This is a genomic window from Blautia sp. SC05B48, from assembly GCF_005848555.1.
In the GTDB taxonomy this organism is placed as follows: Bacteria; Bacillota; Clostridia; order Lachnospirales; family Lachnospiraceae; genus Blautia_A.
In genome coordinates, this window is sequence record NZ_CP040518.1 from 1,367,358 (window position 1) to 1,382,047 (window position 14,690).

Genomic DNA, 14,690 nt, shown 5'->3' on the forward strand with positions numbered 1-14,690 from the left:
TTCTCCTGTTTAACCGATCATGATATCTTCTTCACCGAGATGCGTGGTGCTTCCCGGCCTGTTGCGTACACGCATCACAACTGCTGTTCCAAGTGTCAGCGGTCCGATACGTCCCAGATACATGGTAAGGATCACGATCCACTTGCCTGCCACATTCAGCTGAGGTGTCAGTCCTCTGGAAAGTCCTACTGTAGCCCCCGCAGAAGTGATCTCATATAAAACATCTGCCAGATCCACTCCCGGCATTACTGCGGACAAAAGCACCGTCATGGTAAAAAGGATCAGCACACTGGTTCCTGCAACAACCATGGCAGAACGGAGATAGCTCTCACGGATCCTGCGGCCGTATACCTCTACATCCTTTTTTCCCTGAAGATATGCTGCAATAGAAAGGATCAGAACCGCAATGGTAGTAGTCTTCACACCACCGGCAGTGCCCATGGGTGATCCTCCGATAAACATCCACAGCAGGGAAATGATCACGGTAGGTGTGGACAAAAGCGACTGATCCATGGTATAAAATCCCGCCGTACGTGTTGTCACTGACTGGAAAAAGGATGCCATGAGCTTTGTTCCCAGTGGTGCCCCCTTCAGCGTGGAAGGGTTTCCGGATTCAAAGATAAATACCAGAAATGCTCCTGAAAATACTAGGATCCCGGTCATCGTAAGGACCAGCTTGCTCTGAAGCCGCAGTACACGAAAAACTCTGGATGGGGAAAGCTCTTTTCTCAGAACCTTGCGGAATTTATCCCACAGATCCCACCAGACGATAAATCCAAGACCTGACACAATGATCAGGCCAATCGTAGTGATATTGACCAGCGGATTGCTCACATATACCGAAAGGCTTGTTTCCCCGAAAAGATCGATCCCTGCGTTGCAGAATGCAGATACCGCCAGAAATATGGCATGCACCAGACCTTTTTTTATTCCAAATTCCGGTACAAAGCAAAACGCATACAGGAGCGCACCGATTCCTTCTGCAAGAAACACGCATTTCACCACACTGCGGACTACAGACACGACTCCACCCATTTCATCCAGGTTATAGGATTCCTTGATGATCCGCCGGTTTTTCAGGGAGATTTTCCGCCGGAGGCTGATGAATATCATATTTGCCAGTGCGATCAGTCCAATCCCGCCGATCTGTATCAGGCACAGGATAACCGCTTTTCCAATGGGGCTCCACTGAACTGCCATGACAACTGTGGAAAGTCCTGTCACGCATACGCTGGTCGCCGCTGTAAAAACAGCATCCGGGAAGGTAACAGCCTGCCCGGGTGCGCTGCAGAACGGCAGCCATAAAATAAGTCCACCTACAAAAATCACCCCCGCAAAGCCGAGGGCAATTATTTGTGACGTATTCAGTTTATGCAATCCGTCTGAAACTTTTTTTAAGTTCATAAATATTTTTATTTTCTGTAATTATGAGAAAGAGAATTGCAGACCTCCCACATGTAGGAATCTACATTCTTCTGCATTGCAAGAGCCTCATTGATGTCGAAATCAACAAACTCACCATGACGGTATCCAACCACACGGCTGCGTTTTCCGGCAACAAGAAGATCTACTGCGAGAGCACCCATCATGGACGCATATACACGGTCCTTACATGTAGGGCTTCCACCGCGCTGCATGTGACCAAGGATAGTTGCACGTGTCTCGATGCCTGTCGCAGCCTCGATACGTTTCGCCATAGCCTCTGAATGGCCGATGCCCTCAGCATTTACGATGATATGGTGTTTCTTGCCTTTCTTACGACTCTCTACGATATTGTCAATAAGCTTCTGCTCGTCATAATCATATTTCTCCGGGATCAGGATATCCTCAGCACCGTTTGCGATACCGCACCATACTGCAAGGTATCCGGCGTTACGTCCCATAACCTCGATGATACTGCATCTCTCATGGGATGTGGATGTATCACGTACCTTGTCAATAGCTTCCATAGCTGTATTTACAGCAGTATCAAAACCGATGGTGTACTCGGTACATGCGATATCAAGGTCAATAGTTCCCGGCAGGCCAATGGTGTTGATTCCAAGGTTCGCAAGCTTCTGAGCACCTGCGAAGGAACCGTCTCCACCGATAACAACAAGGCCGTCGATCCCATGCTTTCTGCAGATCTCTGCAGCCTGCTGCTGTCCTTCCTCTGTTCTCATCTCTGCACATCTGGCAGTATAAAGAATTGTTCCGCCTCGCTCAATCGTATCGGAAACGTCCTTTGCTGTCATATCTCTGATCTCTTCATTTAAGAGACCGCTGTATCCTTTATAGATTCCCTTTACGTTCAGTCCGCTGCTTAATCCTCTTCTGACAACAGCACGGATTGCAGCATTCATTCCAGGTGCGTCACCGCCACTGGTCAAAACGCCGATCGTTTTGATTTTGTTCTCTGCCATATTGTTATCCTCCATCTTATGAAACAACCTATTGTAATACACATATTCGGGTATAGTTTATAGCATTTTTATAAGTTTTTCAATACTCTCTCCACAATTTTAACATTGGAACTTCCATATTTTTCACACATGCGTTCCAGCCAGGAGTCCTCGATATGGACCTGATAAGCAGGGGGAAGTTTCTTCATTGCCTTGACATCTTTGAGATAAATAACCACCGTGCTGTTTCCTCTGGACTCCATCAGATCGTCTACCAGACCGGTTTCGGCTTTTGCGTACTCTTCCCGGCTTTCAAACTGGAGCCACAGTTCTCTTGGCATATCATCAAAAAGACGGACCTTTTCCAGGATCAGCTTACTGGCTTTGTCGTCTTCTGCGGATACTCTTCCCTGAATAAAGAGCCGGGCATCTTCATTCAGGAACATCTGGCATTTTTCGTAATCACGCGGAAATACCACAACCTCCACGGTGCCTACCAGATCCTCCACTGTAAGGAACGCCATTACCTTATTATTCTTTGTATATTTTATGGTTTTATCCGTGATCATTCCGCCCACGATCACTTTCTGATTATCGTAAACCTCCGGTATCCCTGTTTCATCATCCGGCTGAAAATCAGAAGTTTTTGCAGAGATCATTTTTTCCATCATATTCCGGTAACGCTCCAGCGGATGACCGCTGAGATAGATGCCGAGAACTTCCTTCTCAAAGGTCAGTATCGTCTCCTTCGGATATTCTGCTGCCTGCGGCATACGGATCTCAAATTCGTTTTTATTTTCTTCAGGCGCAATATCAAAAAGACTCAGCTGTCCCGCCATGGTATGCTTCTTATCCTGGTTGATACTGTCTATGATCTGCGTATAAACCGTCATTTTCTGATTCCGGTTTCCCTCCAGGCAATCCAGCGCTCCGGCCTTGATCAGATTTTCCACAACCCTCTTGTTGATCTGGTCGATATTTCGCTCAATAAATGTTTTCAGGGAGGTATATTCTCCGTGCTCCTCACGCTCCCGCACGATCCCCTCGATTACCGGACGGCCGATACTCTTGATGGCAGAAAGTGCATAACGAATGGCACCATTGTCAACAGAAAAGCCATAAACACCATGATTGATATCCGGCGGAAGGATCCGGATCCCCATCTGGCGGCATACAGAAATATACTCGGCAACCTTGTTTGGCATTTCCACAACGGATGTCATCAGTGCAGCCATAAACTCTACCGGATAGTAATATTTGAGATATGCCGTCTGATAGGAGACCACCGCATAAGCGGCAGCATGAGACTTATTGAAGGCATACTTTGCAAAATCTGTCATCTCATCGTAGATCTTGTTTGCGATCTCCTCGGAAATACCGTTGGCGATACATCCCGGTACTCCCTCTTCGGCATTTCCGTAAACGAAATTCTGGCGTTCTTTTGCCATAACAGAAGCTTTTTTCTTGGACATGGCACGGCGTACCAGGTCACTTCGTCCAAGGGTATAGCCTGCAAGCTCACGGACGATCTGCATAACCTGCTCCTGGTATACGATACAGCCATAGGTCGGCTTCAGGATCGGCTCCATCTGCGGACAATCATAACGGATGGTATCCGGACGGTTTTTTCCGCGGATGTACTGCGGAATGAAATCCATGGGGCCCGGACGGTAAAGCGAAATTCCCGCGATCACGTCCTCAAGACTTTGCGGCTTCAGCTCCTTCATGAAGCTTTTCATTCCGGCGCTCTCCAGCTGGAACACGCCGTCAGTACGTCCTGTTCCGAGGGAATCCAGTACCTTTTTATCGTTGTAGTCGATCTTTTGCATATCCAGAAGCATACCGGTACTTTTTTCCACCATTTTCACAGCATTCTGAATAACCGTCAGGGTACGGAGGCCCAGGAAATCCATTTTCAGAAGTCCCAGCTCTTCCAGTGTTGTCATGGTAAACTGCGTGACAATGGAACCATCCTGTGCTCTGGAAAGGGGTACGTATTCCGATACATCCTTCTGGCTGATCACAACACCTGCCGCATGCATGGAGGTATGCCTCGGAAGCCCCTCCAGACGTTTTGCCAGATCGATCAGACGATGGATATCGTCCTGTTCCTCGTAAGCCTTGCGAAGCTCCGGATTCATTCCCAGTGCCTTGTCAATGGTGATATTCAGCTCCTGTGGGATCATCTTGGCAATGGTGTCCACCTGGGCATAAGGCATATCCAGAACACGGCCCACATCACGGATGACACCGCGGGCTGCCAGCGTACCGAAGGTAACGATCTGAACCACGCAGTCATCACCATATTTTCTTCTTACATAATCAATAACTTCCTGTCTCCGTTCGAAGCAGAAATCCACATCGATATCCGGCATGGATACTCGCTCCGGATTCAGGAAACGTTCAAAGAGCAGATCATACCGGATCGGGTCCAGCTGGGTGATCCCAAGTGTATAGGCAACCAGGCTTCCTGCGGCAGAACCTCGTCCCGGACCAACCATGATATCGTTGTCCCTGGCATATTTGATAAAATCCCATACGATGAGAAAGTAATCTACATATCCCATATTTTTGATAGTAGACAGCTCATAATCCAGGCGCTTTTTCAGCTCCTCTGTTACCGGATGATAACGCTGCTCAAGTCCCTCATGGCAAAGCTTGTTCAGATATTCCCATGAGGTAAGTCCGTCCGGCACATCATATTTCGGCAGCTTGGTCACACCAAATTCAATCTCCACATGACATCTCTCCGCGATCTTGTGCGTGTTTTCCAGCGCTTCCAGCGCATATGGAAAAAGCCTCGCCATCTCTTCCGGCGATTTCACATAATACTGGCCGCCCTCATAGCGCATTCTGTTCTCATCGCTGAGCTTTTTCTGAGTCTGCAGACAAAGAAGAACATCATGTGGTTCCGCATCCTCTGCCATAGTGTAATGCACATCATTGGTGGCAACCAGATCGATCCCCGTCTCTCTGTGCATACGGAGAAGCTGCTGATTTACTGTCTGCTGCTCCGGAATCCCATGATCCTGAAGCTCCAGAAAGAAATTTCCTTTTCCGAAAATATCCTGATAACGTAATGCCACGATCTTGGCATCCTCATACATTCCACGTGCAAGATATCTGGCGACCTCTCCTGCCAGGCAGGCACTTAAGGCAATGATACCCTCGTGATATTTTTCCAGAAGCTCCAGATCCACACGTGGCTTGTAATAAAACCCTTCCACAAATGCCTTGGATACAATTTTCATCAAGTTGCTGTATCCCTGATTATTCTCAGCCAGCAGGACCAGATGATAATAACGGTCATCCCCACTTCCCACTTCTCTGTCAAAACGGGAGCCCGGAGCCACATAAACCTCACATCCGAGGATCGGATTGATCCCGGCTTCTCTTGCAGCCCTGTAAAAATCAATGACACCATACATAACGCCATGATCAGTGATCGCCGCACTGTCCATACCCAGCTCTTTTACTCTGGCTACATATTCTTTGATCTTATTGGAGCCATCCAGAAGGCTGTATTCTGTATGGACATGTAAATGTGTAAACTCCAAATTTATTCTCCTTATCGTAAAAAAACAGGGCTCCGGATCCTCCCCGCTCTGCACTTTTCTCTGAACGTGCCGGAGCGTGTCTGATCCGGAGCCGGTCAACACCTTGTTATTTTTTAATGTAGATCCTCTTGTCACGGATCTCTACTTTTCCTTCCTTCATCAGATGACCGACTGCACGCTTGAATGCGTTCTTACTGAGGCCAAACTCTCTCTTGATGACTTCCGGTGAAGCATGATCATCAAATGGCAGCACCCCTGCAAATTCCTCAATCACGCTGAATACGCTCTCTGCATCCTCATTGATCTGGATGTAAGCCTTCTGGCGGTCACTGACGTTCATCTTGCCATCCTCTTTCACCTCTGTGACACGAAGATCAAGAATAGCTCCCGGTCTGTACTTGCCTGTTGCCTCCCGTGCCGGGATCAGAGCGGAATATTTATCATCTACCGCAACAAAAACGCCGAAATTCCCGCTGATCTCATAGACACGCCCCTTTACCGAATCTCCCGGTACATAAGGAGTTCTGGTGGAAAGATAATGATACACCTTCATGGTTGCACAGAGTCTGCTGCTCTTATCTACATAAAGAGCTACCAGACACTCCTCGCCTTCACGGACCCGGTTGGTCTGCTCATGATACGGAAGAAGAAGATCCTTCTCCAGTCCCCAGTCAAGAAAAGCACCGATCCTGGTGACCTGTTTTACCTTAAGGACTGCTGTCTGTCCCACCTGAAGCATCGGCTCACGGGTCGTTGCGATCAGTCTGTCCTGGGAATCCTTATAGATGAATACTTCGATCTCATCACCTGCTTTGGTTCCTTCCGGTACCTGCTTGGACGGAAGAAGCACCCGCTCATTCTGAGGTGCGTTTCGGTCCTCTCCAAGATATATTCCGAAATCCACGGTTTTTACAACCAGTAATTTCTGTTTTTTACCTAATTCTATCATTCTTACTCCTGTTCCTTAAAACTATATATGATCATTTACTATTTGCTGTCTGTCCTGCATTATAACATAAGAGAATTATTATAGAAAGCACAAAAAAGGCAGCTTCGGAAATTTCTTTCCGTCACTGCCTTTTATTTGCCATTCATGGGGAAATCTGCCCCCACATTGGGTTAGTCTGTTATTCTGTTGGTTTCTCAATCGGCATCGGGTTCATCTTTTTAATGACAAAAAGTACGATCAGCATCAGCACGATTCCCACCGGAAGAGCGATCCATGCTGTTTTTACAAAACCTGCAACAATATAAGTTACAAAGGATATTGCCGCAGCCAGGATCGCATACGGAAGCTGTGTGGAAACGTGAGTCACATGATCACACTGTGCTCCTGCGGAAGCCATGATCGTTGTATCGGAGATTGGTGAGCAGTGGTCTCCGCAAACTGCACCTGCCATGCAGGCAGACATGGAAATAATCATCATCTCAGGACTGGATTTCTCAAATACCGCAACAACGATCGGGATCAGGATACCAAAGGTTCCCCAGGAAGTACCTGTAGCAAATGCAAGTCCACATCCCACCAGGAAAATAATGGCCGGAAGGATAACTTCAATACCACCGGCAACAGAACGCATTGCTTCTTCTACGAATACCGCTGCACCAAGTGAGTCTGTCATAGCCTTCAGTGTCCATGCAAAGGTCAGGATCATGATCGCCGGTACCATAGCCTTGAAGCCTTCCGGGATGCATCCCATACAGTCTCTGAAATTGATCACACGGCGGATCATATAGAAAATAATGGCAAACACCAGACCAAAAGCACTTCCCATTGCAAGGCCTGTAGAGGCATCACTCTGTGAAAATGCGGTAACAAAATCTGTTCCGCTGAAAAATCCTCCTGTATAGATCATACTGATGACACAGCAGATAACAAGCACAACGATCGGGATCACAAGATCGATCACCTTTCCTCTCGGATTCGGTGTCTCATCATCCGTTGCATTCTCATACGGTCTTGCAGATGTTGTATAAAGATCTCCGTTCAGAGCATTGATCTCATGTGTTCTCATGGCACCAAACTCGGTTTTCATCAGTACCATGCCAACCATCATTACAATAGTAAGGATCGCGTAAAAGTTATACGGGATGGTTCTTACAAAAATCGCAAGTCCATCCTGTCCCTCTACGAATCCGCTGACTGCAGCAGCCCAGGATGAGATCGGTGCGATGATACATACCGGAGCGGCTGTCGCATCGATCAGGTATGCAAATTTCGCTCTGGATACGTGATGTCTGTCAGTTACCGGACGCATAACGCTTCCTACTGTCAGGCAGTTAAAATAATCATCAATGAAGATCAGGATTCCAAGGATGATCGCTGCAAGTTCCGCGCCCACACGTGTATGGATCTTTTTGCTGGCCCATCGTCCGAATGCGGCAGAGCCGCCGGCCTTGTTCATCATACATACCACAGATCCCAGGATAACCAGGAAGATCAGGATACCTACGTTATAGCTGTCAGAAAGAACCTTGATGATTCCTCCCTCAAAAATCTGTGTTACCGTTCCTTCAAATTTAAATCCGGAATAGATCAGTGCTCCTACTACAATTCCCACAAACAGAGAACTGTATACTTCTTTTGTGATCAGTGCAAGGACGATCGCAACAAGAGGTGGAAGCAGTGCCCAGATCGTTGCATACAGAGCAGGCTGGTAAGTCTCCTCCGCATCCGCAGCCAGCACAGTCAGGGGACTTGCCAGTGCGCCCATGAATACCATTGCCATAACAGACAATGCTGTTCCTGCTTTTTTACTCATTTTTCTCCTCCCTTTTCGGGGACAAAAAAACGGAGGCTGTCTCTTCTTAAGAACACCTCCGGTTAAATAATCCTTATTTAACTAATAGCCTGTCAGAAAATCTCCATTCAGCATATTAAATGCAGATCTCCCGAAGTGCTACCGATAGCGCTCCACATCCGTGACAGTACAACGCATATTCTGCGTTATCCCAGCACCCTGTCATCTGGCCTTCCAGAGCACTTCGGCAAATTTTCCTTTCTTTATGAACGGCCTGCCAGGGCCTTGCATCCATAAATACTGATAAAATCCGCGCCTCTATCTTCTTATCCGTGACCGTTTGCCCTCCGCAGGACTTCCCGGCCATCTTTTTTTCTTTATACTGTAGCAGTTTCCGACATAAATATCAAGTAGTTTACACAGATTCCTGCCATTCAGACCAATATTGTTACTTTTCACTCCGTTTTCAGTAACACGCTTCGCGGAATATTACCAGCGAACTGTAATCCAATATTGCCTTATTTACTGCTCATTCAGAAGCCACTTCACATCCACTCCCAGCACCTTTGCAAACACTCGCAGTTCATAATCTGCTACAAAACGTTCTCCTCCTTCGATCCGGCTGATACTGTCACGCTCCAGCATCACTCCTTCCACCTGCATTTTTGCTACCAGCGCAGATTGCGACATCCGTTTCATATTCCTCATCTGGCGTATTTTTTCTCCGGAAACGTTCTTTTTTCCCTGATAAGTGTATATTTTCATCCTGCCACCTATTTTAATAAATGTGTTAATGTTCTGCATTTTTCTTGACATTAGCATATATTTCGGCGGCACCTGTGTTAAAGGTCAGCAAATCTGACATTTTCTGCATTTTTCGACAAAAAATGCCGCGGTACTGTTCCGCGGCATTTCCACTCAGGCGGATATTAACGATCCACCATCGGGTCAAACTGTTTTTTCTTCTGATCAGTCTTCCTGTCCTACCTGACCATAATATGCATTTGCACCATGTTTTCTGTAGTAATGCTTATCCTGAAGCTCCTGCGGTGCCGGTTTTACATCCGGATTGATCAGCTCGCAGCGAGATGCCATCTTGGCAACCTCCTCAAGAACAACTGCGTTATGAACTGCCTCATGAGCATCCTTACCCCAGGTAAAAGGTCCGTGGTTCTTACACAGCACAGCCGGTACTGCTTCATAATCTTTGTTTTTGAAATAATCAGCAATAAGAACTCCCGTGTTCTTCTCATATGCCTCTTCGATCTCTCTTTTGGTCAGATTACGCACACATGGTACTTCTCCGTAAATGTAATCTGCATGTGTGGTTCCATAACACGGGATCGATCTGCCTGCCTGCGCCCAGCTTGTTGCCCAGGATGAGTGGGTATGTACGATGCCGCCGATATTCGGAAACGCTCTGTAAAGAACTGCATGTGTCGGTGTATCAGAGGATGGATTATATCTTCCTTCTACTTTATTTCCATCAAGATCTACCACTACCATGTCTTCCGGTGTCAGCTTGTCATAATCCACACCACTTGGCTTGATCACAAAAAGTCCCTGCTTCCTGTCGATCCCGCTGACATTTCCCCATGTAAAGGTAACAAGACCATATTTGGGCAGATCCATATTTGCTCTGTAAACTTCTTCTTTTAATTTTTCAAGCATAGCGCGCCCTCCTTTTACGGTATAGTTGTTTCAAAAACGATGTACTAATCTCTACCGCCTGTATTTATTTTGTAAACTCAACTACTGCGTAAGGTTCTTTATCCTCCGCGTTGAGAACTACAGCTTCTTTATTTTCTGTCATATATACTTCCGGAATGATAACATTATCCAGTACTGCCTGACGTTTATATTCAACACGAAGCTGACCAACTTTAAAATCCTCAGGCAGATGATCCGCTGCCATCCGGATATACTGACAGTTGTTCACATGATGATTGGTGTCCAGATGATGCTTCTGTACGGAAAAAGCATTCTGCACTTCCCGTTCCTTCGGAAGCGCAATCTTTCTTGGTGCATAATCCATCTCTATTTTTTCGCCCAGATCATAGGGATCTGTATCTGCCGGTGTCAGCTTTTCCGGAAGACCGGTTTCTGTATTGATAAAGGACCAGTAGGAATTGGCCCATGCCAGCTTCTCACCATCCATTGTCTCAAGAATAAAATTACGCATTCCGATAAATCCACGGAATCCATAAGGAATTGTTGTTACTTTTATATTTTCACCAAGCTTCGGATACCGCTTCACGATCACCTGCCATGCAGAAAGTACCCAGGCTCTTTTCTGTTCCTTTAATACTTCCATACCGACTCCTGTCTGCTCGGATTCAAAGGTACAGCAATCCTGAAAATAATCCAGAACTCCCGGCAGCGTCAGACAGCCATCTTCTCCGATCTCACTGAATCTTACTCGACTCTCAAAACTGTAACTCATTCGTGCCTCCTGTCATACTGTCTATACTTTATTGTAACACTTTGCAGGAAGAAACGCACTTGTTTTTTTGGGGCGCAGCGGATTGCGAATATCTTCTTATTTTTGAGTACAAAAAAAGTACCTCGCAACTGAGGTACTTAAGAAGCAGGGCTACAAGGATTCGAACCTTGAACTGACGGAGTCAGAGTCCGTTGCCTTACCGTTTGGCGATAGCCCTATGTGTTTTGTTTTTCGCTTGCCTTATCGCTTGCGACGGATGTTATTATATAACAGCTTTTTTGAAATTGCAACCCCTTTTTTTAATTTTTTTTATTTTTTTTCAAAATTTCTTAAACTGCTGTTAAAATTCCTTATTATATGCGGGTTTACGCAGTAAAAAAAATTTTACAATCCACTCCTTTGTGTTATAATAAGCCGTATAATAAAAAGAGCGGAAACAACCGTGTATTTCCCTCCGGTCACAATATCCGGAGGCATCCAAAGGAGAACGCTATGCGAGCAAATAACCTTACTCTGCTCACGGACCTCTATGAGCTTACCATGATGCAGGGATATTTCAAAAACCCTACCAACCAGACCGTTGTCTTTGACATGTTCTACCGCAACAATCCGTGCGAAGGCGGTTTTGCCATCTGTGCAGGACTGGAGCAGATGATCGAATACATCGAAAATCTCCGTTTCTCAGAAGAAGACATTACCTATCTGAGAAGTCTTGGCATCTTTGAGGATGATTTCCTTGAGTATTTGAGCAACTTCAGATTCACCGGTGATATCTACGCAATTCCGGAGGGAACCGTGATCTTCCCGAGAGAGCCGATGGTCAAGGTTATCGCACCGATCATGGAAGCTCAGCTTGTAGAGACGGCCATCCTGAACATTATGAACCATCAGAGTCTTATTGCCACTAAGGCAGCACGTGTATGCCACGCAGCTAAAGGCGATCCCATCATGGAATTCGGTCTTCGCCGTGCCCAGGGTCCGGACGCCGGGATCTTCGGTGCCAGAGCTGCAGTGATCGGCGGATGTGCCGGTACTTCCAACGTACTGACCGGCCAGATGTTTAACGTTCCGGTTCTCGGAACACATGCTCATTCCTGGATCATGAGTTTCCCGGATGAGTACACTGCCTTTAAGACCTATGCGAGACTTTACCCGAATTCCTGTACTCTTCTGGTTGACACCTACGATGTCCTGAAATCCGGTGTTCCCAATGCGATCCGTGTATTTGAGGAGATGCGTGAGGAAGGTATCCAGCTGAAGAACTATGGAATCCGTATCGACAGCGGTGATCTTGCATATCTTTCCAAAAAAGCTTACAAGATGCTGGCTGCTGCCGGTTTCGATGATGCTACCATTTCCGCATCCAGCGATCTTGATGAATATCTTATCGAAAGCCTGAAGGCCCAGGATGCCAAGATCAATTCCTGGGGCGTCGGAACCAAGCTGATCACAGCCGATAACAATCCGGCATTCGGCGGCGTATATAAACTTGCCGCTGTAAAGGACGCTGACAGCGATGCCTTCCAGCCGAAGATCAAGCTTTCCGAAAACACAGAAAAGGTTACCAACCCGGGCAACAAGACTGTATACCGTATCTACAGCAAGAAGACCGGCAAGATCAAGGCCGATCTGATTTGCCTTGCAGATGAGAAATTCGATCCGGAAGAAACTATGGTGATCTTCGACCCGGTTGACACCTGGAAAAAGACCAAGGTTCTTGGCGGAACCTACGAACTCCGTGAGCTCCTTGTTCCGGTAATTAAAGATGGTAAGAGCGTTTACAAGTCTCCATCTGTCATGGAACTCCGCGACTACTGCAAACAGGAGCAGAACACACTGTGGGATGAATCCAGACGTTTCGTTAATCCGCAGAAGGTTTATGTAGATCTCTCCCAGTCACTCTATGACATGAAGAAGGCTCTCCTGGAAGAAATGAGTGAAAAAGAGCTCTGATAAACAGAAATAAGCATTCATAAACCCTCCTTTCTTATCATAAGCTTATGGATAAGGAAAGGAGGGTTTTTATTGCACAGAGAATTTTATACCCGGCTGATCAGTAGGGAGCATCCTCTACCGGAAGCCTTTGTGCCGGAACATCTTATCGATATCGGACTTCCATTTGAAGCAGCACCGGGAGATCCGAAGCGACTTCTGGAGTATCAGGCTGCAAAAGCCGCTTCCCAGCTTTTCCATGCCTGTCACAGATGCGGTCTGAACCTGTGGGCAGTTTCCGGATATCGTTCCTACCAGCGACAGAAGGAGCTTTTTACAGGAAGTCCTTTCGTTGCAGAGCCAGGAACAAGTGAGCACCAGAGCGGACTTGCTCTGGATGTCTCCTGCCCTTCCATCCATATGGAGCTCTCCGAAAGGTTTTCCGCAACAGGTGAAGGTCGCTGGCTGAAAAAGAACGCTCCGCTCTATGGCTTTATCCTCCGGTACCCCAAAAACAAAGAGGAGATCACCGGCATCCCTTACGAGCCATGGCACATCCGCTATGTGACCAAACCTCTGGCTTCCTGGCTCACTATCACAAATCTGACTCTGGAAGAATACCACTGCTTTCCTTCACGGTGTCCGCACCCTCCCTGATCTGCTGCTTCCGGTATCTGATATTTATATACAGCTCTGCGGATATTTTTCCTGCTTTCTATGCACGCCCTACTGCTCCATCTGTCTGCCAAGAAAACCGGCTGCTGTGCGGACAAGTGCACGCTCCGTGTCACCCATTTCCGCTTTTTCACTTCTGGCCAGAAGGATCACAGCCCCGATCGCATCGCTGGCACACAGGACAGGCTGTATCATTTTTCGTTCAAAAGAATCACTGTCATCAACAATGATCGGGATATTTTCCCTGCTGCTCCTACTGATCAGTCTGCATTCTCTGCCGGCAATGACTGCATCCAGATCAGAACTGATCTCTTTGCCTTCCAGTTCCCGGCTTCCGCTGCCACATGCCGCCACGACCTGATCACGATCTGTAATACAGGCAGTCAGTCCGGTGGTCTGCACCAATGCTTCCGCATATTCCGCAGCAAACGTATTCAGCTCTCCAATGGGCGAATATTTTTTCAGAATGATCTGTCCTTCCCTGTCTGTAAAAATCTCCAGTGGCGTTCCTTCTTTGATCCGCAGTGTCTTTCGTATCTCTTTTGGAATCACAACCCTGCCCAGATCATCAATCCTGCGAACAATTCCCGTTGCTTTCATCTTCCTGAATTCCTCCTGTATTTTCTGTTTATCGTACGTCAATGTTATGTCAACTATTTGTTTTTCATATGGTTATTATGCGAAAAACTGGGAGAAATATGCATAAAAATCTCTTATTTATCTGTCGCAGGAGCCACATTGTCGTATGCCTGTTGCAGAAATAAATCCTGATAAAGTTTTTTTGAAAATAGGGTTGCATTTTTGAATAATAGTGGTATAGTATTCGTATACTTGATATGTAGTTTTGAATACTACATGTTATTTTATCAATTTCTACGTTGTTGTGTCATAAACTGTCACAATGATCCATCATTGATGAACCGATCATGAAGTTGTCCATATGATATAAACAGCAGATTTT

11 protein-coding genes, 1 tRNA gene and 1 riboswitch are annotated in these 14,690 nt (G+C 46.6%); of the genes, 2 read left to right on the forward strand and 10 right to left on the reverse strand.

The genetic code is table 11. The annotated features are described in order from the left end of the window. Positions 1-9: 9 nt before the first annotated feature. The 9 genes from EYS05_RS06275 to EYS05_RS06315 form a co-directional block, all read right to left on the reverse strand. Positions 10-1,404: a TrkH family potassium uptake protein gene (locus EYS05_RS06275; RefSeq protein ID WP_243119244.1), complete on the reverse strand. Its 1,395-nt coding sequence runs from the start codon at positions 1,402-1,404 to the stop codon at positions 10-12. Between the two features lie 8 nt (positions 1,405-1,412). Next, positions 1,413-2,402 carry a 6-phosphofructokinase gene (pfkA, locus tag EYS05_RS06280; protein WP_059086454.1) on the reverse strand — a complete coding sequence of 330 codons (990 nt, stop codon included), beginning with the start codon at positions 2,400-2,402 and terminating at the stop codon, positions 1,413-1,415. Between the two features lie 68 nt (positions 2,403-2,470). Continuing rightward, the gene (locus EYS05_RS06285; RefSeq protein WP_138276817.1) at positions 2,471-5,938 is read right to left on the reverse strand and encodes a DNA polymerase III subunit alpha; all 3,468 of its coding nucleotides are present in this window, start codon (positions 5,936-5,938) and stop codon (positions 2,471-2,473) included. A gap of 106 nt (positions 5,939-6,044) precedes the next feature. Continuing rightward, entirely contained in the window at positions 6,045-6,887 is an 843-nt protein-coding gene (locus tag EYS05_RS06290) for a CvfB family protein (RefSeq protein ID WP_021652585.1), read from the reverse strand. 178 nt (positions 6,888-7,065) lie between these two features. Beyond that, positions 7,066-8,652, reverse strand: a complete 1,587-nt coding sequence (locus EYS05_RS06295) for a Na+/H+ antiporter NhaC family protein (protein WP_442858070.1) — start codon at positions 8,650-8,652, stop codon at positions 7,066-7,068. A gap of 185 nt (positions 8,653-8,837) precedes the next feature. Then, a riboswitch (Lysine riboswitch) is annotated at positions 8,838-9,008 on the reverse strand. Between the two features lie 193 nt (positions 9,009-9,201). Continuing rightward, entirely contained in the window at positions 9,202-9,444 is a 243-nt protein-coding gene (locus EYS05_RS06300; RefSeq protein WP_138276819.1) for a helix-turn-helix domain-containing protein, read from the reverse strand. A 204-nt stretch (positions 9,445-9,648) separates the two neighbouring features. Next, on the reverse strand, positions 9,649-10,350 hold the full coding sequence (locus EYS05_RS06305; protein ID WP_138276820.1) for an L-ribulose-5-phosphate 4-epimerase: 702 nt from the start codon (positions 10,348-10,350) through the stop codon (positions 9,649-9,651). Positions 10,351-10,414: 64 nt separating this feature from the next. Beyond that, positions 10,415-11,122 carry an acyl-[acyl-carrier-protein] thioesterase gene (locus tag EYS05_RS06310; protein WP_015526738.1) on the reverse strand — a complete coding sequence of 236 codons (708 nt, stop codon included), beginning with the start codon at positions 11,120-11,122 and terminating at the stop codon, positions 10,415-10,417. Positions 11,123-11,267: 145 nt separating this feature from the next. Next, positions 11,268-11,339: transfer RNA gene (locus EYS05_RS06315), tRNA-Gln, on the reverse strand. A gap of 275 nt (positions 11,340-11,614) precedes the next feature. Between EYS05_RS06315 and EYS05_RS06320 the strand changes: the two genes are divergently transcribed. After that, positions 11,615-13,075, forward strand: a complete 1,461-nt coding sequence (locus tag EYS05_RS06320; RefSeq protein ID WP_138276821.1) for a nicotinate phosphoribosyltransferase — start codon at positions 11,615-11,617, stop codon at positions 13,073-13,075. 72 nt (positions 13,076-13,147) lie between these two features. After that, a complete protein-coding gene (locus EYS05_RS06325) occupies positions 13,148-13,711 on the forward strand; it encodes a M15 family metallopeptidase (RefSeq protein ID WP_059086458.1) in 564 nt (187 codons plus the stop codon). Between the two features lie 69 nt (positions 13,712-13,780). Here EYS05_RS06325 and EYS05_RS06330 read toward each other — a convergent pair whose 3' ends face one another. After that, positions 13,781-14,329 (reverse strand): stage V sporulation T C-terminal domain-containing protein, encoded by a 549-nt coding sequence (locus tag EYS05_RS06330; protein WP_138276822.1) that lies wholly within the window; start codon positions 14,327-14,329, stop codon positions 13,781-13,783. Between the last annotated feature and the right edge of the window lie 361 nt (positions 14,330-14,690).

Bases quoted from the DNA above. Each gene is read 5' to 3' on its own strand.
- EYS05_RS06330 (WP_138276822.1), bottom strand. From the start codon at position 14,329: ATGAAAGCAACGGGAATTGTTCGCAGGATTGATGATCTGGGCAGGGTT.
- EYS05_RS06290 (WP_021652585.1), bottom strand. From the start codon at position 6,887: ATGATAGAATTAGGTAAAAAACAGAAATTACTGGTTGTAAAAACCGTG.
- EYS05_RS06310 (WP_015526738.1), bottom strand. From the start codon at position 11,122: ATGAGTTACAGTTTTGAGAGTCGAGTAAGATTCAGTGAGATCGGAGAA.
- EYS05_RS06295 (WP_442858070.1), bottom strand. From the start codon at position 8,652: ATGGGCGCACTGGCAAGTCCCCTGACTGTGCTGGCTGCGGATGCGGAG.
- EYS05_RS06300 (WP_138276819.1), bottom strand. From the start codon at position 9,444: ATGAAAATATACACTTATCAGGGAAAAAAGAACGTTTCCGGAGAAAAA.
- pfkA (WP_059086454.1), bottom strand. From the start codon at position 2,402: ATGGCAGAGAACAAAATCAAAACGATCGGCGTTTTGACCAGTGGCGGT.
- EYS05_RS06305 (WP_138276820.1), bottom strand. From the start codon at position 10,350: ATGCTTGAAAAATTAAAAGAAGAAGTTTACAGAGCAAATATGGATCTG.
- EYS05_RS06320 (WP_138276821.1), top strand. From the start codon at position 11,615: ATGCGAGCAAATAACCTTACTCTGCTCACGGACCTCTATGAGCTTACC.
- EYS05_RS06275 (WP_243119244.1), bottom strand. From the start codon at position 1,404: ATGAACTTAAAAAAAGTTTCAGACGGATTGCATAAACTGAATACGTCA.